This window comes from Collinsella sp. OM08-14AT, from assembly GCF_003438115.1.
Lineage (GTDB): Bacteria > Actinomycetota > Coriobacteriia > Coriobacteriales > Coriobacteriaceae > Collinsella.
The window spans coordinates 15,572-40,615 of sequence record NZ_QSTE01000004.1; the positions used below are offsets into that span (position 1 = coordinate 15,572).

24 protein-coding genes are annotated in these 25,044 nt (G+C 60.9%); 19 read left to right on the forward strand and 5 right to left on the reverse strand.

Annotated features, from left to right (window positions below):
• The first annotated feature begins 1 nt into the window (after position 1).
• Both DXC18_RS03485 and DXC18_RS03490 read left to right on the forward strand, forming a co-directional pair.
• Positions 2 to 571 carry a hypothetical protein gene (locus DXC18_RS03485; RefSeq protein ID WP_117582958.1) on the forward strand — a complete coding sequence of 190 codons (570 nt, stop codon included), beginning with the start codon at positions 2 to 4 and terminating at the stop codon, positions 569 to 571.
• A 2-nt stretch (positions 572 to 573) separates the two neighbouring features.
• Entirely contained in the window at positions 574 to 1,272 is a 699-nt protein-coding gene (locus DXC18_RS03490) for a hypothetical protein (protein WP_117716345.1), read from the forward strand.
• A gap of 583 nt (positions 1,273 to 1,855) precedes the next feature.
• Here DXC18_RS03490 and DXC18_RS03495 read toward each other — a convergent pair.
• Positions 1,856 to 4,156, reverse strand: coding sequence for an LTA synthase family protein (locus tag DXC18_RS03495; protein ID WP_117629825.1), 2,301 nt, complete (start codon positions 4,154 to 4,156; stop codon positions 1,856 to 1,858).
• Between the two features lie 213 nt (positions 4,157 to 4,369).
• On the opposite strand from DXC18_RS03495, the gene DXC18_RS03500 reads away from it, so the two are divergent.
• From DXC18_RS03500 to DXC18_RS03515, 4 genes are all read left to right on the forward strand, one after another.
• Positions 4,370 to 5,242 carry a nitroreductase family protein gene (locus DXC18_RS03500; protein ID WP_117716346.1) on the forward strand — a complete coding sequence of 291 codons (873 nt, stop codon included), beginning with the start codon at positions 4,370 to 4,372 and terminating at the stop codon, positions 5,240 to 5,242.
• Between the two features lie 158 nt (positions 5,243 to 5,400).
• Positions 5,401 to 7,428 carry a KUP/HAK/KT family potassium transporter gene (locus DXC18_RS03505; RefSeq protein WP_117716347.1) on the forward strand — a complete coding sequence of 676 codons (2,028 nt, stop codon included), beginning with the start codon at positions 5,401 to 5,403 and terminating at the stop codon, positions 7,426 to 7,428.
• Between the two features lie 136 nt (positions 7,429 to 7,564).
• On the forward strand, positions 7,565 to 9,190 hold the full coding sequence (locus DXC18_RS03510; protein ID WP_117716348.1) for an ATP-binding protein: 1,626 nt from the start codon (positions 7,565 to 7,567) through the stop codon (positions 9,188 to 9,190).
• A 4-nt stretch (positions 9,191 to 9,194) separates the two neighbouring features.
• Positions 9,195 to 9,908, forward strand: a complete 714-nt coding sequence (locus tag DXC18_RS03515) for a response regulator (protein WP_117716349.1) — start codon at positions 9,195 to 9,197, stop codon at positions 9,906 to 9,908.
• 94 nt (positions 9,909 to 10,002) lie between these two features.
• Here DXC18_RS03515 and rlmKL read toward each other — a convergent pair whose 3' ends face one another.
• Positions 10,003 to 12,570, reverse strand: coding sequence for a bifunctional 23S rRNA (guanine(2069)-N(7))-methyltransferase RlmK/23S rRNA (guanine(2445)-N(2))-methyltransferase RlmL (gene rlmKL, locus DXC18_RS03520; RefSeq protein WP_117716350.1), 2,568 nt, complete (start codon positions 12,568 to 12,570; stop codon positions 10,003 to 10,005).
• A 251-nt stretch (positions 12,571 to 12,821) separates the two neighbouring features.
• Here rlmKL and DXC18_RS10415 point away from each other — a divergent pair, with 251 nt between their 5' ends.
• The gene (locus DXC18_RS10415; protein WP_158551958.1) at positions 12,822 to 12,971 is read left to right on the forward strand and encodes a hypothetical protein; all 150 of its coding nucleotides are present in this window, start codon (positions 12,822 to 12,824) and stop codon (positions 12,969 to 12,971) included.
• Between the two features lie 52 nt (positions 12,972 to 13,023).
• Here the strand turns inward: DXC18_RS10415 and DXC18_RS03525 are convergent, their stop codons facing one another.
• Together DXC18_RS03525 and DXC18_RS03530 are read right to left on the reverse strand one after the other, a co-directional pair.
• On the reverse strand, positions 13,024 to 13,851 hold the full coding sequence (locus tag DXC18_RS03525) for an HAD hydrolase family protein (RefSeq protein ID WP_117716351.1): 828 nt from the start codon (positions 13,849 to 13,851) through the stop codon (positions 13,024 to 13,026).
• Positions 13,852 to 13,900: 49 nt separating this feature from the next.
• Complete coding sequence (locus tag DXC18_RS03530) at positions 13,901 to 14,764, reverse strand: MurR/RpiR family transcriptional regulator (RefSeq protein WP_117716352.1); 864 nt, start codon at positions 14,762 to 14,764, stop codon at positions 13,901 to 13,903.
• Between the two features lie 242 nt (positions 14,765 to 15,006).
• On the opposite strand from DXC18_RS03530, the gene DXC18_RS03535 reads away from it, so the two are divergent.
• The 9 genes from DXC18_RS03535 (at position 15,007) to DXC18_RS03575 (ending at position 22,301) form a co-directional block, all read left to right on the forward strand.
• Positions 15,007 to 16,101 carry an MFS transporter gene (locus DXC18_RS03535; RefSeq protein WP_117716353.1) on the forward strand — a complete coding sequence of 365 codons (1,095 nt, stop codon included), beginning with the start codon at positions 15,007 to 15,009 and terminating at the stop codon, positions 16,099 to 16,101.
• Positions 16,102 to 16,215: 114 nt separating this feature from the next.
• The gene (locus tag DXC18_RS03540) at positions 16,216 to 17,070 is read left to right on the forward strand and encodes a class II fructose-bisphosphate aldolase (RefSeq protein WP_117716354.1); all 855 of its coding nucleotides are present in this window, start codon (positions 16,216 to 16,218) and stop codon (positions 17,068 to 17,070) included.
• A 10-nt stretch (positions 17,071 to 17,080) separates the two neighbouring features.
• On the forward strand, positions 17,081 to 17,509 hold the full coding sequence (locus tag DXC18_RS03545) for a PTS sugar transporter subunit IIA (RefSeq protein ID WP_055251942.1): 429 nt from the start codon (positions 17,081 to 17,083) through the stop codon (positions 17,507 to 17,509).
• Positions 17,510 to 17,538: 29 nt separating this feature from the next.
• Positions 17,539 to 18,042, forward strand: a complete 504-nt coding sequence (locus DXC18_RS03550; RefSeq protein ID WP_055251944.1) for a PTS sugar transporter subunit IIB — start codon at positions 17,539 to 17,541, stop codon at positions 18,040 to 18,042.
• Positions 18,043 to 18,106: 64 nt separating this feature from the next.
• A complete protein-coding gene (locus DXC18_RS03555; RefSeq protein ID WP_199412185.1) occupies positions 18,107 to 18,901 on the forward strand; it encodes a PTS sugar transporter subunit IIC in 795 nt (264 codons plus the stop codon).
• On the forward strand, positions 18,898 to 19,734 hold the full coding sequence (locus tag DXC18_RS03560; RefSeq protein ID WP_055251948.1) for a PTS system mannose/fructose/sorbose family transporter subunit IID: 837 nt from the start codon (positions 18,898 to 18,900) through the stop codon (positions 19,732 to 19,734). The genes DXC18_RS03555 and DXC18_RS03560 overlap by 4 nt, the downstream gene beginning before the upstream one ends.
• A 97-nt stretch (positions 19,735 to 19,831) precedes the next feature.
• Entirely contained in the window at positions 19,832 to 20,776 is a 945-nt protein-coding gene (locus DXC18_RS03565; RefSeq protein WP_117716355.1) for an aldo/keto reductase, read from the forward strand.
• A gap of 2 nt (positions 20,777 to 20,778) precedes the next feature.
• Entirely contained in the window at positions 20,779 to 21,858 is a 1,080-nt protein-coding gene (locus tag DXC18_RS03570) for an alpha/beta hydrolase (RefSeq protein ID WP_117716356.1), read from the forward strand.
• A gap of 44 nt (positions 21,859 to 21,902) precedes the next feature.
• Complete coding sequence (locus tag DXC18_RS03575) at positions 21,903 to 22,301, forward strand: HAD family hydrolase (RefSeq protein WP_117716357.1); 399 nt, start codon at positions 21,903 to 21,905, stop codon at positions 22,299 to 22,301.
• Between the two features lie 45 nt (positions 22,302 to 22,346).
• On the opposite strand, the gene DXC18_RS03580 is transcribed toward DXC18_RS03575, so the two are convergent.
• Entirely contained in the window at positions 22,347 to 23,138 is a 792-nt protein-coding gene (locus DXC18_RS03580) for a DeoR/GlpR family DNA-binding transcription regulator (protein WP_158548938.1), read from the reverse strand.
• A 349-nt stretch (positions 23,139 to 23,487) separates the two neighbouring features.
• On the opposite strand from DXC18_RS03580, the gene DXC18_RS03585 reads away from it, so the two are divergent.
• The 3 genes from DXC18_RS03585 to DXC18_RS03595 all read left to right on the forward strand — a co-directional run bounded on the left by DXC18_RS03585 (position 23,488) and on the right by DXC18_RS03595 (position 25,005).
• Positions 23,488 to 24,198 carry a transaldolase gene (locus DXC18_RS03585; protein WP_117716359.1) on the forward strand — a complete coding sequence of 237 codons (711 nt, stop codon included), beginning with the start codon at positions 23,488 to 23,490 and terminating at the stop codon, positions 24,196 to 24,198.
• A gap of 9 nt (positions 24,199 to 24,207) precedes the next feature.
• On the forward strand, positions 24,208 to 24,654 hold the full coding sequence (locus DXC18_RS03590) for a PTS sugar transporter subunit IIA (protein WP_117716360.1): 447 nt from the start codon (positions 24,208 to 24,210) through the stop codon (positions 24,652 to 24,654).
• A gap of 75 nt (positions 24,655 to 24,729) precedes the next feature.
• On the forward strand, positions 24,730 to 25,005 hold the full coding sequence (locus DXC18_RS03595) for a PTS sugar transporter subunit IIB (protein WP_022094539.1): 276 nt from the start codon (positions 24,730 to 24,732) through the stop codon (positions 25,003 to 25,005).
• Positions 25,006 to 25,044: the final 39 nt, after the last annotated feature.

Sequence of the window (25,044 nt, forward strand, 5' to 3'; positions counted from 1 at the left end):
CATGTCCAAGCGCAAGCGCATCATCGCCTTGCTGGTGGGGGTTATCCTCCTGGCCGGTACGGCAGGCACGTTGGCCTGGCTTTCGGTTACGGGCGTGCTGGTCAACCAGTTCGGCATCGGATCGGTGACGCCATCGGTTCAGGAAACGCTCAACGGCAAAGTGAAAAGCGATGTCAAGGCGAAGAACACGGGTACTGCGCCCGCCTATATTCGTGCTGCAGTGGATATCTACTGGCAGGACCAGGATGGCGCACGCCTGTGGGATGAGCCAGTTGCCGGCACCGACTACGTCATTGACTGGGGCAGTGTGTCCAAGGCATCTGCTTCCAACACCGCCTCGTCTTGGGTTGTCGCGTCCGACGGGTACTACTACTGGACGTCTCCCGTTGCTCCGATGGGCAAAACCGATGTGCTCATCAAGAGCGTGACTGAGCAGAAGGCAGATGGGAAGAACCTGGTCGTTGACATTTCGACCCAAGCAATTCAATCCACGCCCGACGATGCAGTTGCAGAGGCATGGGGCTGTACAGTCAAGGATGGCGTGCTGGTGCCGCCGCATGGAGGTGCGTAGGTATGGCTTCTCCGATTCGTAAAGACGTTGTGTGTTCCTTGCGCTGCGTGATGGCGGCAATCGTCTGCCTTATCGCGCTTGCCGTTCCTGCACGTGCGTTTGCTGACGTTCCCACGATTGCCTATGACGGAAATGCACGCCAGCTAACGGTATCGGGAGCGACGGACTCCTCGGGGGAGCCCGATCTGTTTCCAGCCTTTAAAGATCTAATGCCCGGCGATGTACGCGAGCAACAGATTGGGGTTCGTACCACGGGTGTAAAGTCCCAGGTACGTGTGTTTGTGCGGGCTGTTGTCGATCACGAGACGGCACATCTGCTATCGCCCATCACCTTAACGGCGACTGTGGGCGATGCCTCTGCAGGTTGGCTCCAGACAGGAACACCGGGCAGCGTGTTCGCCTATCCCACGCAAATCGCCACGTTTACGAGCGATGACAGCACGGTGCTTAATCTGCAGCTAAGCGTTCCGACGTCGGTGGGCAACGAGCTTGCCGACGCAAACAAGACCATTCGCTGGGAGATTACCGCCGAGGACTATGGCGAGAAGATTCCCGTGCAGTCTGCTGACAGCAAGAAGCCCGGCTTGCTTGGTCTGGCGGCAACGGGCGACAACACGCTCACGTTGCTTTTAGTTTTGCTAACTCTTGCCAGCATCGCTTTTATAGCCGCGCTACTTTTGTCCCGGAGGGATAAGTACTAGGTCCATCTTCTAAACGCAACGCCCTCCCGGGCGGCTGGCACGAAGTTCCCTGCTCTACAGTCCTGCGCAAGACGAAGGCCACATTAAGTGGCCTTCTTTGCGTGCGGAACTCGCGATGAACTTCGAGCCCGCCGCTCGGGAGGGTGTCTCTTTATTGATAGAAGGCCTAATAAGCTGATGATTTTATGCCTGGATGTATTCGGAGTGGGACGGGCTTTCCGGATGGGCGGTGTTTCGGAAAGTGTGTCCCAGAATCGGCGCTCAGAGTGGTCCCCACTTTCCGGTTGATGTCTTGTCCGGAAACTATGTCCCGGAATTAAGGCTTGGAATGGGATGCACTTTCCGGTTGAGAGCCTTAGCGGAAAGTGCGACCCGGAATTTACTCTTGAAGTGGGATGCGCTTTCCCAACAGGCCCTCAAGCGGAAACTGCGTCCCATTCCGAAGGCAGATTCCGGGACACACTTTCCGAATACAAAGAAGGCCACTTAATGTGGCCTTCGTCTTGCGCAGGACTGTCCGAGCAGGGAACCTTATATGCCTCCGCCCGGACAGACGTTTCAGTTATGAACTCGCAGCTAGCCGCTATTTGATCTTGGTCGTACCCGGTGCCAAGTTAGGGTCGGTTTCGTTGGCCTCGGTCTGGAAGTGCTCGGTGTAGACGTTCTTGCCGTCGCGGAACATTTCGTAATACTGCATCTTGGCGTAATCCTCGCGCGCCTTGGTGGCAGCAGCGGCGACGGCGTCATCACCGGTGACGTTGGAGGAGAGCGCCCAGCGCAGGCTGGCGTCCTCGTAGCCGACGGAGTTGATGGCGGGCAGCGACTCGCGCAATGTCATATGCGCCTTCTGGTAGTCGGTCAGCGGTGCGCCGATCAGCTGCATCAGCTGGGTGGACAGATAGTTGGTGGACAGGTCGTCGACCTCACTCGTCTGGTCGCAACCGGCAACGTCGTAGTTAGCCCAGATGATGTAGTCGGTCTGCCACAAGCGTTCCTGGTGGGTGGCGTCGTCCTCGCCGGTAAACCACTTATCGTTGAACTTGGACGGGAAGAACGGCTGATGGTCGCCCCAGAACACCACGACCACCTTACGGTCGAGCTTGCTCAGGGCGTTGAGGAAGTAGCGCAGCGCCTGATCGGACTGCTCGATGCACGAGACATACTCGTCGACATCGGACAGCGTGCCATCCTCGACGGTCTTGGCATCCAGGTCGGTCGTGTCGATGTTCAGGTGCATCTGCTTGTCGACCGGCAGCAGGCCCGTGTCGTAGCCCGAGTGGTTCTGCATGGTCACGTCGAAGATGAACTGCGGGTCGGCGTTCTGGTCGAGCAGCTCAAGAATCTTGTCGTATGTCGCCTGGTCGGTCACCATGCCGCGCAGGGTGTCGGCACCCTGGAAGTCGTTGATGGACAGGAACTGGTCAAAGCCAAAGTCCTTGTAGACGTTCTCGCGGTTCCAGTTGGTCGCGTGGTTGGGGTGCATGGCCGTGGTGGAATATCCGAGCGACTTGAACTGCTCTGCCAGGTTCCCGGTCGTTTCCATGTTGTAGATGGTGTAGGGGTACACGCCCGAGCCCAGGTTGGCCATGGAGTTGCCGGTCATAAACTCAAACTCGGTATTGGCGGTACCGCCGCCGTAGGCGCTCACGTAGAGCTTGCCACGGCTGAGGCAGTTGGACAGGCTCTTAAAGTACTGCGGGCCCTCGTAGCCGGCGCGCATGTTCTGGTAGATTGACAGATCCGAGAAGGTCTCGTTCATGATGGCGATGACCGTGGGCTTCTCGCTGTCGAACTGCTCCTTTGCGGCGGCGCGCTCGTCGCTCTTGGCCGCGTCGGACTTGTCGTAGGCCTTGGCGTACTTTTTGAGCGTGGCCTTGGCATCGTCGACGGAGTAGTCGGCGGGTTTGGGCGGCTTGATGGACTGCGCTGCGCTAATGAAAGCGGGCAGGTAGCCCTCGCGCCAGTAGCTCTCGAGCGGGCGCCAGGTGTAGACGGTGATGCCGAGGGTGTTGTAGTAGTCGATGAGCGTGACATGCGCGGTTACGCCGCCCAGGCACAGCACTGCCACGAGCAGGTTGGTGAGCAGCATGCGCTTGGCGTTGGCGGCACCCTTCTGACGGTGCGGTGCCACCAGGCCGGCGTACTCGCACAGCAGCATGGCGATGGCGGTAAAGCCCATGGACAGCACGCAGAACAGCGAGATCGAGAAGGTGTAGCCGTTGCCGGCGACCGCGGCGGCGGTGGAGATGGCCGAAAGGTCGCCCGGCTGGATGGGCATGGATTTAAACGTGATGACGAAAAACTCGGCAATGCCCAGGACAAAGAGGGCGAAGGCCAGGACCGCGGGAGCTGCGCCGTGGCGCTGGAATAGGAAGAACAAGCCGACCATGAGCACGGTGATAATGGCCCATTCGAGCAGAATGCACAGGGGGTAGATCCAGGTAAAGTCGTGGTTGGACGAGACCTCCATGCCCAGCAGCGCAAAGACGCCGGCGAGCAGTAGGCACAAGACGGCGGCGACGAGCGGTTTGCCCACAAAGGCGCCGCGCAGGCGGGCGAGCTTGCCGGTGAGGGCGGGGGCATCGGGCGCGGCAAACGCAAAGACGCGCGGGGCGATACGGTCGCGGGCGATGCTGGCCCAAGCGCAGCCGGTGAGGATGGCGTTGGTCAGGATGAGCATCACAAAGGCGAGCGGCTCGTTTTGGGCGACGAGGCCAATGGCGCCCCAGACGGTCAAAAAGAGCTGGAACAGGCCGAAGGCGACGCTCCATCCAAGAGCGCTTTTGGCAACGGTGCCCGACTGAGCGCGAATGGCCTTGGCCTCGCGCAAGACAAGGTAGACGGTCGCCGCAAGACCGACGAGCGAGATGGCGGCAGCGAACATGCTGAGACTCCTCACAAACTAAAACCTACGAAAGCGGGGGTTTACCCGATTGTTACCAAGATATGCGCTGCATTTGGTGACTGCGCACAACAACCAGCCATAATAACGCGCGTGCGTGGCGGTGTTGCGCAATGTAGCGGCGACCTGCGCGATAATGGACGGGAATTACACGGAAACGTAAAGGCTTCTTAAAGAAATGGCGAGGGTAGGGCGATGAGCGAGCAGGTTTGCAAGGCGGACATGGGCAGCGACGGAGCTGCGGTCGTGGATACATACGGCTATCCGGTCGAGACTACGGGCAACGCGGTGCTGGACATCTTGGAGCATCGCTCGTCTACGCGTGCCTTCGCGCGTGATGACGATGACCGTCCCGTGGCGGTGACCGACGAACAGCGGGCGGCGATTCTGCATGCGGCGAGCCGTGCGCCGTCGGCAGGCGCCATGATGATGTATTCCATCGTGAGCATTCGTGAGCAGGCCACATTGGACCGCCTGGCCGACCTGTGCGATCATCAGCCCATGATCGCCAAGGCGCCCTGGGCACTCATATTTGTAGTCGACTATGCCAAGTGGATCGATCTGTTTGAGCATGTGGGTTGCTTTGAGCCCGAGTTTGTCGAGCGCACGGGCAAGTCGCCCCGTCGTGCGCCGGGCCTGGGCGACTTTGCCATCGCGGCACAGGATGCCATGATCGCCGCTCAAAACGCCGTGGTTGCCGCCGAGGCCCTGGGGCTGGGGAGCTGCTATATCGGCGATGTCGTCGAGAACGCCGAGGAAGTCGCCGCGCTGCTGGACTTGCCTCCCTATACCATGCCGCTGTCGATGCTCATCATCGGCACGCCCCGCAAGGAGCGCCCGGCGATCGCGCATCCCGTGGTGAACCTGGTGCATGAGGAGCGTTATTGTCGCGCCGACGCCGCGACCTTGGATGCGCAGGTGGCCGAGATGGACGCGATGTTTCGCCCGCACGCCCGCGAGGTGGGCGAGCGCGTGGTGGATATCTACACACGCAAGCACACCAGTCCCTTTATGACCGAGATGAGCCGCTCCATGGAGTGGTGGTTCAAAAACTGGCTCGGAAAATGACGAATGTGACAAAGGGGCGTCCCTTTGTCACATTCCATATCGCCGCGGTGGCCTAAAGGCCGCATAAATGTTTATCTAGCTGGGAAAACGGTGCCATTAAAATATGGGCTGATTACCTATAATCCCGTCGAACGTTAAAATTGGGAGGAAACCGGCTTATGGAACAAAAGGCAAAGGAAGTAGCCTCGCACGCTGCGATTCCTGTGAGCATCTCGGCGATGCTCGTCACGCTGGGCGTGGTGTATGGCGATATCGGCACCAGCCCCATGTATGTAACCAAGGCGCTCGTTGCTGGCAACGGCGGCATCGGAAGCGTCACGCAGGAGTTCGTGCTCGGCGCGCTCTCCCTTGTCGTGTGGACGGTCACGTTGCTGACGACCGTCAAGTACGTGCTGATCTCGCTGCGTGCCGACAACCACGGCGAGGGCGGCATCTTTGCCCTGTACAGCCTGGTCAAGCGCTGCGGCAAGTGGCTCATCATCCCCGCCATGCTGGGCGGCGCGGCGCTCCTCGCCGACGGCATCCTGACGCCTGCCGTTACCGTCACCACGGCCATCGAGGGCCTGCGCACCATCCCGGCGGTCCATGCCGTGCTCGGTGACGACCAGGGTCGTGTCGTCGCCATCACGCTTGCCATCATCATCGCGCTCTTCTTGGTGCAGCGCATCGGCACGGCCAAGATCGGTCACGCCTTCGGCCCCATCATGACGCTGTGGTTTTTGTTCCTGGGCGGCACGGGCCTGTTCTTTGTCTGCCAGTATCCCGCGGTGCTGCTGTGCCTCAACCCGTTGCGTGGCATCGCTTTTCTGCTGAGCCCCAACAACCACGCGGGCATCATGATTCTGGGCAGCTGCTTCCTTGCCACCACCGGTGCCGAGGCGCTCTACTCCGACATGGGCCATGTGGGCCGCGGCAACATCTACGCCACCTGGCCGTTCGTTAAGTGCTGCCTGCTGCTGTCCTACATGGGCCAGGGCGCGTGGCTTATCAACAACGCCGGCAACCCGGAGCTCATGGGTATCGCCGACCTCAACCCCTTCTACCAGATGCTCGCCCCGGGTCTGCGCCCCTTTGCCGTCGGCCTTTCCACCGTCGCGGCCATCATCGCCTCGCAGGCGCTCATCACTGGCGCATTCTCGCTGGTGTCCGAGGCCAGCCGCCTGGACCTCATGCCGCATATGCAGGTCTTCTATCCTGCCGAGACCAAGGGCCAGCTCTACATCCCCATGGTCAACAACGTCATGCTTGTCGGCTGCGTCATCGTGGTGCTGCTGTTCCAGAACTCGGCGCATATGGAAGCCGCCTACGGCCTTGCCATTACGCTGACTATGATGTGCACCACGCTGCTGCTCTTCTTCTACCTGCACGAGGAGCGCAAGCTCAAGGTTGCTCCGTGGATCTTCGCGGCTTTCTTCCTTTTGCTCGAAGGCTTCTTCTTCGTGAGCTCACTCACCAAGTTCTTCCACGGCGGCTATTTCACCATCCTCATGGCCGCGCTCATCATGGGCATCATGGTGTGCTGGTACAACGGTACGGCTGTTGAGCAGCGCCAGTTTACGCTGCTGCCGCTGCGCAGCTACCTGCCGCAGCTCAAACGCCTGCGCGACGACGATCGCTACGAGCTCATGAGCGACAACATCGTGTACCTGACCAAGGACACCAACACCGACTATATCGACCGCGATATCGTCTACTCGATTTTGGATAAGCACCCCAAGCGCGCTCGCGCCTGGTGGTTCGTGAATGTCGAGACCATGGAGGAGCCGCATACCTTTGCCTACTCGGTCGAGACGTTCGGCACCGACTACGTATTCCGCGTGCATCTGTACCTGGGCTATAAGATCAACCAGCGCGTCAATGCTTACCTGCGCCAGGTTGTTCAGGACCTGGCTGCCAGCGGCGAGCTGCCGGCGCAGACGCATGACTACTCGGTCTACAAGGACCCGGGCAACATCGGTACGTTTAAGTTCGTCATGATCCGCAAGCTGCTGGCGCCCGAAAGCGACGTGGAGCCCAGCGAGCGTACGGCCATCACGCTCAAGTACATCATCCGCCGCGCCGCCGGCACGCCTGCGCGCTGGTACGGCCTGGAGAACTCCAACGTGAGCTTTGAGTACGTGCCGCTGTTCACCAAGTTTAAGGCCGTGAGCAAGATGCAGCGCCTGGCTCCCGACGAGCGTCCGTAGTCGACGTCTGCTGTTTGTCTAGCGACCGCAGGCTGCAAAGGCTATACACTTGAAACCACCACAAGGAGGCCACCACCGCAAAGGTGCCAGTCACCTTTGTGGTGGTTTTTGTTTTTGAGAGAGGGGCGGGGCGCTGATGGACGTCCGTGCGGACGGCGATATTGCCGAGAACTTTTGGTGGCGGCGTACAACGCTGACGCGTCGCAGCCCTCTGTATGACGCCTGCGTATCGGCGGGGCTGCTAGCCGCGGCGACGATTGTGGGCGCGCTGCTCGACCATCCGGGGCTCGCGCCGAGCATCATGATCGTCTATGTGTTCGCCGTTCAGCTGTGCGCATTCTTTACCTGGAGTCGCCTGTATTGCTTGCTGAGCTCGGCTGCCGCCGTGGCGCTCTACAACTTCTTGTTTGTCGGCCCGCGCTACTCGCTGTCGTTTATCGACCGTGTCTATCCCGGCATGTTCTTCATCATGTTTGTGGTCTCGCTTGTGTCGAGCTCGATTGCGTTGGCCCTGCGCCGCGCCTTGGCACAGGCTGCCGCTAGCGACCGCCGTACGCATATGGTGCTCGAGACCAACCGCATGCTGCAGCGGTGCGCCGATCAGCAGCAGATTGTCCATGCCATGGCAACGCAGCTGGCGCGTCTTTCGGGCTGTCCGGTCGTGTGGTACAGCGCCGACGCCGAGGGCGATGACCTGCTGCCGTGTGCGACATACACGGCCGTGGGCGATGCCGCGCCGGTGCATGAACTGGCGCCGCAGATGCCGCCGCGGCTCTCGGCGTCCGCCTATGTGGGAACGCCGCTCGATGCCACCTATGGCGGCTCGGCGTTTTATGGCATCTACCTGACGGTTCGCACGGGCGACGGCTTCGTCCGTTCGGGCGACCCCGCCTCGGTGGTGGGCGTGCTGGCTATCGTTGCCGAGCCCGACGTGCTGACGCATGAGGAGCGGACGCTTGCCGATGCCATCGTGAGCGAAGGCGAGCTGGCGCTCGACCGCGCCCGCGCCATGGAGGCCCGCGAGGAAGCGGCGGTGCTCGCCAAAAACGAACAGCTGCGCGCCAACCTGCTGCGCTCCATCTCGCATGATCTGCGCACGCCGCTTACCAGTATTTCGGGTAATGCCGACGTGCTGCTCGATCAGGGCTCGACCGGCACCGCGGTGCTCGATGCCCAGACGCGCCGCGGCCTGCTTCTATCCATTCGCTCGGATGCGCTGTGGCTCAACGCCACCGTCGAGAATCTGCTCGCCATCACCAAGCTCGAGGGTGGCGGTATGCGCCTGTCGATCACGCTCGAGCTCATGGACGATATCGTCGAGGAGGCGCTGCGCCACGTGAACCCTGCCGTGCGCGAGCACGACCTTAAGGTGGTGGCGTGCGATGAGCCGGCGCTCGTCAACGTCGATGCACGCCTGATGGTGCAGCTGGTGGTCAATCTGGTGAACAACGCCATCACCTATACGCCCGCGGGCTCGCATATCATGATTTCGATTAGCGTCGACGATGGACGCGTGGCGTGCTCGGTGGCCGATGATGGTCCGGGCATCGCACCCGAGGATCGCGAGCGGATCTTCGAGTCGTTCTATACCGCCAACCATGGTCTGGCCGACAGCCACCGCAGCGTTGGCCTGGGTCTTTCGCTCTGCCGTTCCATTGCGTTGGCACATGGCGGTAGCATAGAGGTTGCCGCGGCGGACCCGCACGGTTCGGTCTTTACGATTGAACTTCCCGCCGCCGACGTTTCGTTTGATAAGGAGTAGCGCTGTGCCGAACTCTGCCGTAAAACCGCTCATCTTGGTCGTTGAGGACGACCCCGCCGTTCGCAATCTTATTGTTGCCGCGCTCGAGGCGCACGGCTTGCGCCATATGGCTGTGGAGACCGCCCATGCCGCCATCGCCGCCGCCTCATCGCAGGCGCCGAGCATTGTGCTGCTCGATCTGGGCCTGCCCGATATGGACGGCGTCAAGGTGGTGGAGTCGGTGCGCGCATGGTCGGGCATGCCGATTATCGTGGTTTCGGCGCGCAGCGAGGATGCGGACAAAATCCGCGCGCTCGATGCCGGTGCCGACGACTACCTGACCAAGCCGTTTTCGGTCGAGGAACTGCTCGCGCGCATTCGCACGACGCTCAGGCGCCTTTCGTATGCGCAAACGGGCGGCGTTGCCTCCGAGGGCTCGTTCGATACCGGCGAGTTGCATATCGATTTTGATGCCGGCATCGCCATGATGGATGGCGAGGAACTGCACCTGACGCCGATCGAGTACAAGCTCCTGTGTCTGCTGGCGCACAACGCCGACAAGGTGTTGACGCACCAGTTTATCCTGCACGAGATTTGGGGCACGGCGACCAAGAGCGACCTGGCGAGCCTGCGCGTCTTTATGGGCACGCTGCGCAAGAAAATCGAGTCCGACCCCGCGCATCCGCGCTATATCCAGACGCATGTGGGCATCGGCTACCGATTGGTCATCCAAGGCTAGATCGCCAACCACCATCCCAATATGAGTTGCGGTGAAATACGGTCTAAATTTGCCTAATTCCAGGCAAAACAGTCCGTATTCCACCGCAACTTTGTTATTTGCCCTTGGGCTTGCTGGCGTAGAACTTCTTCTTTTTGGGCTTGCCGGCGGAGTCAGGCTTGCCGTTGCCGCGCGGCTCCCGGTCGCCTGCCTGCGCGTGCGCGGGCGCCGTTGCGCGAGGCTTGCGGGCTTCGGGGTTGCGCAGCTCCTCGACGCGCTCGGCAATTTCCTCGGCGCTAAAGCCGACCTCGGCCATGGCGTCCTCGATGGGCAGGCGGCGCACGATGTAGCAGTGGTGCACCTTCTGGTTGCGCGCGAAGTCCTCGGGGATGGTCTGCGCCGTAATGTCCTCCAGCACCACGCCCACGCGCGCGAGCTTGCGCGTTTCGGGGCGGAAGCCGCGCAGGTTGCAGCTAAAGATGGCATGGCCGCCCTGCGCGAGCAGGCGCGATACGCCGGCTAACAGCTCAACATGGTCGCGCTGGACATCCCAGGTGCGGCGGCCCATCTTGGAGGAGTTCGAGAACGTGGGCGGGTCGACAAAGATCAGGTCCCAGCGGTTGCGCGTCTGGCGCTGGTTGCGAATCCAGGCAAGCACGTCGTCGCGCACAAAATGATGCTGAGGCCCCACAAAGCCGTTCTGGCGCATGTTGCGCTCGGCCCAGTCCAGATAGGTATTGGAGAGGTCGACCGTCACGGTCTCCTCGACGCCGCCATCGGCCGCGTAGCAGGTGGCAGTGCCGGTGTAGGCAAACAGATTGAGGAAGCGGCGCGCCTGCTTGGCGTGCTCGCGCACCAGGTTGCGGGTGACGCGGTGGTCCAAGAAGATGCCGACGTCCAGGTAGTCGCCAAAGTTGACGGCAAAGGTGAGGCCGCCCTCTTCGATGAGCGGCAGGCGACGACGCGCGATATTGGCGCGCTCGCCCGAGCCGCCCTTGCCGGCGCCCTGCTTGCCGTACTGCGAGCCGCCGCGCGAACGCATGCGGGCCTTGGCGTGCACATGCTCGGCGGGAACATCTAGGATGCGCGGCGCGATGGCCAGAATGTCGAGCATACGGGCCTGGGCCAGTGCGGGGTCGATGGTCTTGGGCGCGGCGTATTCGGCGATGACGAGCCAGCGGCCCGGCGTCTGCGGGCAACCCTCGTACAGGTCGATAGCGGCGGAGTAGTCGGGCAGGTCGGCATCGTAGACGCGGTAGCAGCTCACGCCCTCGCGCCTGGCCCACTTGCGGCGCAGACGGGCATTCTTGCGCAGGCGGTTGGCGAACTGCTCGGACTCGGGGATGAGCACGGGCAGTGGCTTGCCGTCGCCCAGGTCGAGCATGGCGGCAGGCTCGGGCATGGCGGAAACGGCGGCTTCATCGTTGACTTCGTTGGCATCCGCAGCCTCGGCCTCGGCATCCGCACTGGTCGCAGCCTCAAACGCTGCGGCGGCGTGGTCGAGCGAAGGCCAGACTTCGACGGTCGCCTCTTCGTTGTTGGGCATGACGGCGATCGAGCGCTCGGGCTCGGTGTGGAGCGCGCGGGCCAGCAATCCGTCGCGGGTGAGCGCGGCGACCGGCGCCGCGGCAAGCTCGGGCGCGCAGCGCAACTCGCCGATGAGCGTCATGGTGTCATGCATGAGCGAAAGCGGTGTCTCGGTCGTATCCGCGACCACGGCGGCGCCGGCGACAGCGCCCGCGTGGTCCAGTACGGTGGCGGACTTGGCGGCGCAAAAATCGACAAAGCGCTTGTAGCCGGCACACTTGACCATGCGCTCAGCGGTCTTGCGGGCGGCGGGGTCAACATCCACGGCCACGATGCGCGCCTGGCGCTCGCGCGCTGCCGCCTCGCGCCCGCGCGCCTCGGCAAGCAGCTGCTCCCACAGGGCGGCATCGTGCAGCTGCCAGCCCTCAAAGCCCCAGCGCTCGCGTGCGACGCCCGGGGCGCGGTCGGTCAGAATGTTCACGGCCTCCAGCAGCAGACCGCCGCCGGCGCACGAGGCATCGATCAGCGTGGGAAGGGCTTCGTTCTCGTAATCGTCGGCCGTCAGCTCGCGCTCGCATAGTGCGGTCCAGCCGACCTGCGCCAGCACCAGGGCGGCGTAGTCGGGGCGCAACACGTGTGCGCCCTCGCCGGCACGAGTCGCGGCGGGCGGCAGGCGTTTGAACAGCGGGTCGCCCGAAAGGTCTAGGCTTATGCTCGCGCGGCGCTGGCGCAGCGAAAGCAGTAGGTGAACATCGGGGTCGGCGGCATCGACATCGGCGCGACGTCCCGTGGTCTCGGCCAGGCGGTCGCACAGCGCGTCTTTGGCACGCAGGGCCGAGAAGCGCGTGTTGCGCAGCTGCTCGGTCACGCCGCGGGCGGTAATGGCGATGGTGGCGCCGGGGCGGACGATGTTCTCCCAGGCGATGTCGTAAACGCTGTCGTACAACTCATCGGCATCCTGTGCCCCAAAGCGCCCGAGCACCACAAACACGCGGCTGGCCAGGCGCGACCACAGGCAGGCGCGGTAGCCTTCTTCGAGCTCGCCCTCAAATGTAGCGCGGCCCTTCAGGCGGCGGACATGCGAAAGCCCGAGGCGTTTAAGCTCATCGGCGAGTGCGGACTCAAAGCCCTCGGGGCAGCTTGCGTAAAATTCCATGGGTGACCTCTCTGGTTGCGTCGCTCCATTATATGATGGATGCTTCGTTTGCCCTTATCCTAGAAAGGAACCCATATGATTGATGCGTGCTCCTTGATTCCCATTTTCATTGCAACAGCCTCAGGACTCGGGGTCTCGCACAGGCTCCCGCCGCCTTACAGAACTGAAAGCTGGGCGTAGGGCAAATCCACGGCACGTGACCTGCGATTGCTCGGCCATAGATGGCGTAATCGAGGCCAAGGGAGGGCATCATGCGCAAGGGAAACGAGAGCTGGTTCTGGCACGCGAACGACATGGTGGTGGCGGGCGACATGAACCTCGTGGTCCGCGTCTTGTGGGTCGCGCTCATCGTAGGCATCGGCGTCGCGACGATGGCCACGCTCTGGATCGTCACGAGGTAGCGCGCCACGAACGGATGACGAGGCACGCGGCGCATGCCACGCTGGCGGAACCCTAGCCTCGCTGCTGGACAATCTGTTCGATGAGCTTCGCGACGGAGTCCTCGGCTGCGTCCCCGATCAGGTGATGGGCCGCGGCCTTCGCCTCTGGCATCGCGCCCGCGACTGCGTAGGAGTTCGGCACCTTTTCGAGGAGCGTCACGTCGTTTTCCGAGTCTCCGATAAAAGCGACCTCGTCCAGCGTGACCCCAAGGCTGCCGAGAAGCGCGTCGAGTCCGTTTACTTTGCTCCAGCCAGCCGGAACAACATCGAGGAAGAATGGGACGGGCGAGGGGAAATCAAGCTCTGGGCAGGCTTCCTTGCATCGACTCCGAACGACTTCCGTCGGGGCGGAGCTGACGTTGACGAAGATGCCGGCGGTGATGACGTCACGGTTCGTGGGCACGTCTCCGAGCGCCATGTCTCTTCCGGAGTCCTTAACGATTTCCAGGGCGAATTCGTCGCCAGGCTCGACGGCGCAGAGGAACTGCTCGCAGCGTTTGCCTGTCTCATCGATATCGGCGACTAGCCAGAGTGACGTCCCCGCGTAGGGGCGTACGGCGCTATCGAGCTTGACGAGGGCCTCCGTCGAGAGCGTCTTTTTGAACACGAGTTCGCCGCTGGAGAAGACCTTCTTTCCGTTGGCCATGATGCCGGTCGAGAAACAGCGCGCGTCGCCGTCAAAGGCATCGGCCAGGTCGGCGTAGTCGCGGCCGCTTGCGGGGCCGAACGCGATGCCCGCATCAAGCGCCGAAAGAATCGCGCTGTGCGTGCGCTCCGATACGACCCTTGAGCCAAACGGCAGCAGGGTCCCGTCCATGTCTGCGAGGATGAGCTTTATCAAGGGGTCCTCCCGTTTCGGTCTGGGCGTCGGTGCGCCGGTGTGCGTCGTCCTAGCTGTATTGCCTGTCTCCCAAGAGATTCTTCGAGATGATCCTGTTAAACTCTACCGGGTCATCCCAGCAAGAGGTCAGGAAGAGGAACAGCAGCTCGATGACGAAGTTGATCGAGCTGTGCGAGAAGGCGACCTCGGTTCCGGTGATGGCCTGATCTCGCGAGATGGCTCGGATGATATACGTGGCACGCTTCGCGAGCGGCGTATCTGGGTTGTCTGTGATCATGATGATGGGGGTGTTCGAATCCTCGGCAGAGTCGAATATGTTGACGAGGCGCTTCGAGTATCCGGACGTCGAAATGACGAGCAGGATGTCATTCTCCTTGAGGCTGGTTGCGGCGGAGACCATGGCATCGGTGGTACTGGGGCAAAACGCCCTGACTCCAACCTGTGAGAGCTTGAACGCCGCGTTTACGCCCATGCTAATCGAGTTGCCGACGCCCGCAATCAGGACGAGGTTGGCGTTGTGGAGCAGATTGACGACTGCCGAAAAGTCATCGGAGTCAATGAGCGAGGCGGTTTGGGAGAGCTCCTTGACCTTGTGAGACAGGACGTACTTAATGGAGCCCTCGACGTCGTCCAGAGTAACCTTGCCGCCCGTGGCCTTTTCCTCGCCGGAGGCCCTGCTGATGGATATGCCGAGCGCCAGACGCATGTCCGAATAGGTTCGGTAGTCAAGCGTCCTTGCGAACCTCGAAACAGACGCCGGTGACGTACCGGTTTCTGCGGCGAGTTCGCGGACGGTCATCGTTGCGACGTCCGACGGGTGGTCGAGCACATACGTTGCGATTGCCTTCTCCGAGGGGGATAGGCTGCTCATGACTGCGCAGATGTGGCTGAGCACATCCCCTGTCTTATCCATGGTTACTCCTTGGCCCTAGTTTGCTTTGTATCTTAGGTCAAGAGAGGTGAAAATAAAGCAAAATGTTTCATAAGCGGTGAAATAGCGTTTCACCGCTGATTTCCTACCGTTCACGGTAAATCGGTGCTTCCCCGGCACAATCTCATCTTGAGCTGCTATCTTATGAGCCGTGAAACAACGGCATAAAAACGATGAAACAACAGAACATTGTTCCAACGCCTCACAACTTCGTTTCACGCTAGATGGCGAATCACTTCGAAGCCCAGACCGGCATCCTCCTCGCGGCGACCCCGGTGTGTGCGCTCGCCATCCAGCCGCTCTGGTCGACGATCGCCGACAAGCTCGGGCGCCGCCGCGCGGTCATCGTGATCCTCTGCCTTGCGGCGGCGGTACTCGCTCCGCTGTATTACCTGGCGTCGACGTTCGTCCCGGTCCTTCTCGTAACCTTTGCGTTCTCGGCGTTTTTCTCGGGGCTCCTGCCCCTGAGCGACTCCCTCGTCATCGAGCTCGCGGATCGCTCTGGCCTGGACTTTTCTCGCATTCGCATGGGTGGCACTATCGGCTATGCCATCGTCGTCCTGATCGTCGGTCGGCTGCTCGACATGGCTCCTCAAATCCAGTTCGCGGTGGTCTCTGCCGCGCTGGTGGTCTTCGCGGCTCACATGTGGCGCCTCCCCGAGGCGGGAATTCGCGCCAATGCCGCGGACGATCCCAAGGTCTCCCACGGAAAGGGCCTCCTCTCGCTGTTCACCAGCAATGAGATCGCCTTCGTCTTGGTCTTCGCCTTCATCAGTTCGGCCGCGATTGGCTTCATCGGGGCGTTCTTGGGCCGCTACGCGGTCGAGCTTGGCGAGGGTCAGAACCTCGTGGGCGTCCTGAGTGCGGTCTCCGCTGCGAGCGAGATCCCCATCCTGCTCGTTTCCTCCAAGCTGGTCAGGCGCTTCGGCGAGATGAACCTCCTGATCTTTTCCTGCTTCATGGCGGCGCTCAGGCTCGTGCTCGTGGGCATCGGCATCGTCCCGGTCATGATCTGCGGCCAGCTGCTGCAGAGCGTGAGTTACATGACCGTCTACTACTCCTGCGTTACCTACATTGCCAACCACACTTACGAGGATTGTCGCGCTCGAGGTCAGAGCGCCTTCGCGATGGTTCAGAGCGGTCTGTCCGTCGTGGTTGCGAACCTGTTTGGCGGTTGGGCGTGCGACGCGCTCGGCACGCACGCGGGTTTTCTGGCCTTCGCCCTCGCTTCAACGATTGCTGCGGTCGTTGCTCTTGTGGCGTACGTACTGTGGCGTCGAAGCGCAGCGCCACAGCCTGAGGGCCAGTCGGCCGCATAGGCTCCACCGCGTTTTGCAAGCGCCTGCCTGCCTCGCGCTTCTCTTCGTGTTCAACCAGCTGACGAGCTGAGAACTGTCCAATCCAATGGTTATCCAAGTGAAAGGAAGACAAAGATGTCTCTCATCAAGGTCAACGAGCTTCTTCAACATGCGACCGAGCACCACTATGGCGTGCCCGCGATCAACGTCATCAACACGGAGACCATCCGTTATGCGATCCAGGCCGCCGAGGATGAGCACATGCCTATCATCATCCAGTACTGGCCCGGCTTCGAGGACCACTGTGCCCTCGACATCATCGCCTTCGCAGCCCGCTATTACGCCGAGCGCGCGAGCGTGCCCGTCGCCGTCCACCAGGATCACTCCGCTGGTTACGAGATCGCCGTCAAGGGCGTCAAGGCCGGTTTCCCCTCCGTCATGGTCGACGGCTCCTCGCTTCCCTATGAGGAGAACTTCCAGCTCACGAAGGACGTCGTCCAGGTCGCCAAGATCTTCGACGTTGACATCGAGGCCGAGCTCGGCCACGTCGGCAACGGCTCCGACGCCAACGACTTCGTGAACAGCGACCACTATACCGACCCGAACCTCGCCGAGGAGTTCGTCGAGGGCACCGGCTGTGGTTCGCTCGCCATCGCCGTCGGCAACGCCCACGGTCCCTACGTCAAGGTCCCGAACCTCGACATGGAGCGCATCAAGGCCTGCAGGGAGGCCGTCAACGTTCCCCTCGTCATGCACGGATGCTCCGACATCCCCGACGAGCAGCTCCAGGAGGCCGTGAACCTCGGCATGAGCAAGTTCAACATCGCCACGGAGTACTTCCGCTCCATGTACCGCGCCTTCGAGAAGGACATCAACTCCGGCAAGAACGACGGCAACGGCGTTGGCCTCCTGATAGACGCCGCCCCCGACATGCGCGCGTTCGTCGCAAGCAAGATCCAGCTTCTGAACCCCAACCACTATTCGCTCTAGGAGAGACTCGATGAAGAAAGTTCTTGTCGCGTCGCACGGTCACCTCGCAAGCGGAATCAGGAGCTCGATCGAGATCCTGACCGGTATGGCGGACATGGTGGAAGCAGTTGACTGCTACGTGGACGACTCCGATTTCACCCCTCGCATCCAGGCGTTTATTGACTCGGTGGGCCCTGAGGACGAGGCCATCATCTTCACCGACATCTACGGTGGCTCCGTCTTCCAGAAGGTCGTCCTCATGGAGCCGGAGAAGCGCGGGATCGTCCATGTTACCGGTATGAACCTCGGCCTCGTGATCGAGGCGCTCCTCGGCGCTGAGCCGGTCACGGCAGATTCGATCAAGCAGAGCGTCGAGCTGGCGAGGGCGACGATGCAGGTCGTCGAGCCTCCGAGCAAGGCCGCGGACAACGAGGGGTCCGACGGAGACTTCTTCGATTAGAGAGCACTAATAAGTAAGGAGAGGAAACAATGATTGTTCAGGTTCGAGTCGATGACCGTCTGATTCACGGGCAGGTCGCCCTGGTGTGGACCAAGGAGCTCAACACCACCAGGATCATCGTCGCCAACAAGCACGCCGTGGAGAGCGATGCCCTTCGCATGACGCTTTCCATGGGTACGCCGGCGGGCCAGAAGCTCCTCGTCAAGGATGTTCCGGATGCTTGCCGCATCGCGAACGATCCGCGTGCGGACTCCATGCGCATCTTCGCGCTCACAAACTGCGTGCGTGACGTGCTTGAGCTCGTTAAAGGCGCACCGGGCAAGATCGAGGGCGTGAACGTTGCCAATGTCGGCCGCTTCGACAAGTCCGATCCGGATAGCAAGGTCGCCCTCAACTCCACGATCATGCTCAACCCGGATGAGCTCGAGGCCGCGAAGGAGCTTTGCGAGCAGGGTATTCCGGTTTTCCATCAGCTTATCCCGTCCAATCCCAAGACTCCTCTCAAGAGTCTGATCGAGGCGGCGGAGAAATAAGGGGATTTGGCCAGGCGGTCAAATGAAATGAGAGAAAGGAAGTCAAATGATTGGGTTAGCAGTAATGGCCTGGTTGACCGTGCTGATTTGCTACGGCGGCAACTGGGTTCTCGGTCAGTGTATGATCGAGCGTCCTCTCGTGGTCGGCCTCGTTGCGGGCCTTCTGATGGGCGACGTCAAGACCGGTGTCATCATCGGTGCCTCTCTCGAGGCAATCTTCATGGGCGCGGTTAACATCGGTGGCGCCATCTCCGCCGAGCCCGTTACCGCGACCGCCCTCGCCGTCGCCTTCACCGTTGGCGCCGGCATCGACCAAGGCGCCGCCATCACGCTGGCCGTTCCCGTTGGCGTCGTCACCGCGTTCCTCTCGATCTTCATGAACAACGTGTTCCTCGCGTTCTTCGCCGCCACCTTTGACAAGATGGCCGCCGAGGGCAACGAGAAGGGCCTCGCGCTTCAGCACTTCGTTCTCTGGTTCGTTAAGTACGCCGCCTTTGGCCTCATCGCCTTCCTCGGCGTTTACCTTGGCGCTGAGCCCGTTGCCGCTATCGTCAACCAGATTCCGGCCAATGTCATGAGCGGCCTCAACGCCGTGGGCGCCCTCCTGCCCGCCGTTGGTATGGCGCTCCTGCTCCAGATGCTGTGGAGCACCGAGCTCAGCATCTACTTCTTCCTGGGCTTCACGCTCTACCAGTACCTCGGCCTCCCGATGATCGCCATCGCGGTTCTCGGCGTCATCATCGCGGTTGCCTCCGCCCTCCGCGACAAGGAGATTTTCGATCTCACCAAGAAGGGCTTGGCCACCCAGGCCGTTTCCAACGACTCTGTAACCAGCGACGAGGAGGATTTCTTCGCATGAGCAACCTGACCAAGAATGTGAGCCCTGAAGACAAGAAGATGCTCAACAGCATTTTCCTGCGCTCTTTCTCCGTGTTCGCCTCCTGCGCTGGCGGTTCCGTCAAGGCTGGCGCCGACGGCTGGCTGTACTCCGTCCAGCCCGCGCTTAACCGCTACTACGCCGATGACCCCGAGGCCCGTGCCGAAGCCATGAAGCGTCACACGACTTGGTACAACATTACCCAGAACGTCGGCACGTTCGCCATGGGCCTCGTCGCCTCCATGGAGAGGGAGAACTCGCAGCACGAAGACTTCGACACCGAGTCCATCGACGGCATCAAGGTTTCCCTGATGGGCCCGATGTCCGGCATCGGTGACGCAATCTTCTGGGGCGTCCTGCGCGTCATCGCCGCCGGCATTGGCATCAACCTCGCCATGAGCGGCTCGCCCCTCGGCGCGATCATGTTCCTGCTGATCTACAACATCCCGTCGATCCTCTGCCGATACTTCATGACCTACCTCGGCTTCAGCATGGGCACCAACTTCATTTCCGAGATGTACGAGGGTGGTCTCATGAAGCTCATCACCAAGGCGACCTCCACGGTTGGCCTCGTGATGATCGGTGCCATGACTGCGGCGAACGTCCAATTCAACACGATCCTGTCCATTCCGGTTCAGGACTCTGACCCCGTCATGATCCAGACCTACCTCGACTCGATCTTCAAGGGCATCGTGCCCCTGGGGCTTACGCTCGTCGTCCTCTGGCTCCTGCGCAAGAAGAACGTGAACGTCAACATCATCCTGGTTGGCATCATGATTCTGGCGCTCGTCCTCGGCCTCGTGGGCATCGTGTAAGGCGGCTTTCGGATCATTAGAAGCTTGTTCAAGGCAATTCCCGGCGGCACGCGATCGAGGACATTCGACGCGTGCCGCCCCATTAGAAGGAGAGAACATGCGCTACACGCACCTCAAGAACTCCGACGTCGACGTCTCCCAGCTCGCTGTGGGCACCTGGGCGATCGGCGGCGACTCCTTTGGTGAGAACGATGACGCCGCTAGCATGTCCGCCATCCGCACCATGCTCGATCACGGCGTCAACCTCATCGACACCGCGCCGTGCTATGGCAACGGCACGTCCGAGAAGGTCGTCGGCAACGCGCTCAGGGGCGTCGACAGAGAGAGCTACCTGCTCTCGACCAAGGTTGGCCTGATCACCAGCGCCGCCGGCTATGACCGCGACTCCTCGTTCAAGAACATCATGAGGGAGGTCGAGAGCTCGCTGCGCAACCTCCGCACCGACTACATCGACTTCTACTTCGTGCACTGGCCCGACGCCAAGACCCCGTTCTCCGAGACGATGTGCGCCCTCCAGCTCCTCAAGGAGCAGGGCAAGATTCGCCACATCGGCGTCTCCAACTTCACGACCGAGATGATCGAGGAGTGCGAGAAGGTCGCTCAGGTCGACGTCCAGCAGCCGCCCTACTCCATGGTCGACCGTTCTTCCGAGAACCTCATCAAGTGGGGCTACGAGCGCGGCATCGATTCCTTCACCTATGGCTCCCTTGGCGCGGGCATCCTGTCGGGCAAGTTCCGCGAGCTGCCGAAGTTCGAGGAGGGCGACGTCCGCGGCGGCTTCTACGACTACTTCCAGGAGCCCAAGTTCTCGCGCGTCCAGGAGCTGCTCAAGGTCATGGACGAGATCGCCGAGGCTCACGACAAGCCCGTGGCGCAGGTCGCCGTGAACTGGAGCACCCAGAAGGAGTACGTGGGCACCGCGCTCGTTGGCGTGCGCACGGACGCCCACGCGATCCAGAACTGCGAGACGTTCGAGTGGGAGCTTTCCGCCGATGAGATGGCCAAGCTTGACGCCAAGCTCGACGAGCTGAAGATCGGCTAATCATGGGTGCCGATGAGAGGAAGTACCCCACTTCCGAGCTTGAAGTGCTTGAGCGTGGAGTCAGGGAGGTCGTCGAGCCCAACGGGCTGAAGCTCGCGCTGAAGCCCGTGCCGGGAGACGATCGCGAGCACGTGCTCGATCCGCGCGTCTATGCGCGCGCCCGCGCGAAGCTCGCTGCCGGTCCGGCGCCGGCGGGGCCGGTGGACGTGATCGCGTGGCGCTCCGCGCCCAACAAGGAGACCCACGTCGTGAGGGGCGCTGGCGTTGCCAAGAAGACCGTTGTCATGAACTTTGGCGACAGGGGCATTCCCCTGCACGTCTTCACGCCCGAGAGCCACGAGAGCGGTTCTGCCGCGCTCGTGTTCATCCACGGCGGCGGCTTTATGGTGGGCAACATCGGCCAGTACGAGAACTGCCTGCGCGACATCGCGGAGCGAACGGGCTGCGTCGCGATCTACCCGGAGTACCGCCTGTCTCCCGAGACGATGTTCCCCGGTGGCGTCGAGGACTGCGTGAAGACGCTCGGCTGGCTTGTCGAGCATGCGGATGAGCTGGGTGTCGACGCGACGCGGGTCGCCGTGGCTGGCGACTCCGCGGGCGGAAGCCTGACCAACGCTGTCGTCCTCGACGGGTCCCATGCGGACAGGATCAAGCTCGTGGCCGAGCTGTATCCGCTCGTCGACGGCGGCCCTGTTCCGGAGGAATGGTCCTATGACCTCTATGAGATCGTGAACGACCAGAGGGACGAGGCTCTGAGCAGGGTGGATCGCATCCGCAACGCCAACGACGACCTGCCAATGATGTATACCAACGGCAATGCGGAGGAGATGCTCGACCCGAGGGTGTCTGCCCTGTTCGCGGAGGATGTGAGCGCGTTCCCCCGCACGGTCATCATCTCTTCCGAGTATGACTACCTGCGCTATCAGGACGAGCTGTTTGCGAAGAGGCTGCAGGATGCGGGCGTTGACGTCACCGCGATTCGCTATCGCGGCTGCGACCACGGCTTCTTCGAGATGTACGGCGTGATGCCTCAGGCTGAGGACGTCTGCCGCGTCATCTCTGAGGAGCTTGCGAAGATCTAGGGGCTCGTCGCGGCGGCCTCCTGGACGACTGATGGTCCGGTGGGATGCTAGGTGCGTCCCGCCGGACCTTTGCGTTGACGGGCGCGTGCCGCTTGCCGGCGGGCACGTGTGGGGTTCGCTTCGGCGGTGCCGGATTGACTGGGAGACGCGTTTGCCGCCACTCTTCCAAGCGGGCTCAGCAAGCAAACTGTGAGCTGAGCCCCAGGGGCATCGACAAGGGCGTGGGCGTGGCGCGAGCGCTGGAATACCTGGGTCGCACCGGCAACGCGCGCACCTTTGGCTTTGGCGATTCCGGCAACGATCTGGGTATGCTCGCCGCCGTCGAGACGGCTGTAGCCATGGGCAACGCCATGCCCGAGGTCAAGGCAGTCGCCGACTACGTGACCGACGATGTCGCACACGATGGCACCGTCACAGCGATGCGCCATTTTGGGTTGATTTAATAAATGGCCGGGTCGCCCGCAGTGGGGGCGACCCGGCCATTTGAGCTATTTTGCAATATAGAGCTTGGGATGACTGCGACTGCTCTCGATCGCCGCCGTCATGATGCCCTCGTCGTCTCCATCAACGATGATGCCGTCGAGGTCATCGATCTGCGCGGACTGATAAAAACTGGTCTTATTGAACTTTCCCTGGTCAACCATCATGTAGCCCTGGTTTGAGTTGGTAAGGTACATATGCTTGATCATGGCCGAGAAGTCGTGCTCGACGGTAAAACCGTGGTCGGGGTGGAATCCGTCGGCACTGACAAACGCCTTGTCGGCATGTAGTTTGCTCATGCAGTCGAGCGTTAGTGCGCCCGCGAGATAGAGGTGGCCCTTGCGCACGGAGCCGCCCAGCAGCACTACCGAAGCATTGGGGAGATTGAAGCTGGCGTAGTTCGCGATTGCAAGATCGCCGGTGATAATGGTGATCTCACGCTTGTCCATGAGGGCCTTAGCGAAGTAAAAGCCTGTGGTGCCGATATCAATTACCAGAACATCGCCATCATCAACAAGAGTTGCTGCGGTTGCGGCGATGGCTTCCTTGGCCTCGACTTGGACATTGATGCGCTCCTCGGGATACGAGATTGCGTTGGAGCGAGAAAGCGATACCGCTCCGCCGCGTACGCGACGCAGCTTGCCTTCGGATTCCAGCGAGATGAGGTCGTGTCGTGCGGTGACTTCCGAAACCGAAAAACGGCGAACGATGTCGGATACCGAGATATTTGGCTTTTCGGCCAGCCAATTCATGATAAATCGCTGACGCTCGGCCGGTGAAAGGTCTGAAGTAGATGCCATATGCCGCTCCTTTTGAACAAAAGGTAAAAAGATGCGCCTTTCGTAATCGAAATATAACGTATCGATATGAAAAGAACAAGGCAAATTCGAATGAATCAAAAGAACGGAATGGCATGTCATAAATGCATGCGTAGCAGATAGTTCGCACGTAAACGGGCTATAAAGAGTCTCATTCTGAAGGTGCCGCCCAAAAGAAGTACGTTCACGTCCGATATTCGACCGTTCACGGAAAGTTGACAATTGAGCTTTCGATAGCTTTTGAAATGGTTTATAAAAGAAAACCGAAAAGCTTTTGAAACAAAGAAAAAGGCTTTCGATAGCAATAGTGTTAGATGAGAAAGGACCGAACATGGCGATCAAGGTGTTTGCCGACGGCGCTAACCTCGAGGGTATGCTTGACATGCATGACAATGGCAACGTTCAGGGCTTCACGACCAATCCTTCCCTTATGAAGGCCGGCGGCGTGACCGACTACCGCGCTTTTGCCAAGACGGTTCTTGAGCACATTACTGATGTGTCGGTCTCTTTTGAGGTGTTCGCCGACGACGAGGCGGGTATGGAAGCCGAGGCTCGCGAGATCGCAACCTGGGCAGACAACGTCTACGTTAAGATCCCGGCGCTCAACACCAAGGGCGAGTCCACTGCCGCGCTGGTCAAGCGCCTTTCTGCCGACGGCATCAAGGTGAATGTCACCACTATCTTCACGCCCGAGCAGGTCGACGAGTTTGTCGATGCCGTCTCTGCTGAGACCCCCTCTATTCTGTCCATCTTTGCCGGTCGCATTGCCGATACCGGCGTCGATCCGCTGCCCCTCATGGCAGAGTCCGTAAAGAAGGCTGCCGTTAAGCCTGCTGCCGAGGTTCTCTGGGCGTCTACGCGCGAGGTCCTCAATATCTTCCAGGCGGAGTCCGTTGGATGCCAGATCATTACGGTCCCCAATGCCCTTCTTGCCAAGCGCAAGAATTTCGGGACAGATTTGCTTGAGTACTCGCTTGATACGGTCAAGGGCTTTGCCCGCGACATTCAGGCGCTTGGTTTTCACATCCTGCCCGAGGAGTAGGGGACGAGCATGCTGACCGATCTTCTTAAGCCCGAGCTTGTTGCCTGCCACGTCGAGGCCTCCGACTGGGAGGAAGCGATCAGGGCATGCGGTAAGTTGCTCGTAGACGCTGGCAAATGCGATCAGAGCTATGTCGATGCCATGATTTCATCGGTTCACAAATTCGGCCCCTATATGGTCTTGGAAGAGGGCATCGCCATGCCCCACGCTCAGGCAGATGGCAATGTGAGTGAAGCGGGGATCTGTATCGTCACGCTTGACCCTGCCATTGCGTTTGGACACGAGGATTTCGATCCGGTTTACGTGCTCGTGGGTATTTGCGCACCCGACCCCAAGGCTCATCTTGGCTGCTTGGCGGAGCTTTCGCAGATGTTCGAGGACGAGGACTGCGTTGCCAAGCTCAGCGCATGCGATACGCCCGAGCAGGTTTTGGAGACCATGCGTTCATTCTTTTAGGCCTTAATGGCACGGCGATGCGTCGCCGCTTTTGGATAGACGGAAAACCGTCACGTGTAGGAGAGGAAGGTTGCCATGCATATCATCACCGTATGCGGAAACGGCATCGGGTCCAGCCTGATGCTCGCTGGCAAAGTCGAGGAGCTTTGCGAGGAGGAGGGCATCAAGGCCGACGTTGAGTCTATGGACCTGAACGGTGCTTCTTCCGCAAATCCGGATCTGTTCATCACCGTTAAAGAACTCGCCCCCGAGCTCCACGGCAACGTTGTGATCGTTCGCAGCTATGTGAACAAGAAGAAGATCCGCGAAGACGCCCTCGAGGCAATCAAGGCGGCCGCCGCTAACGCCTAAAGCGGCACAAAAAAGGGCGGTTCCCTGTGGAAGAGGGAA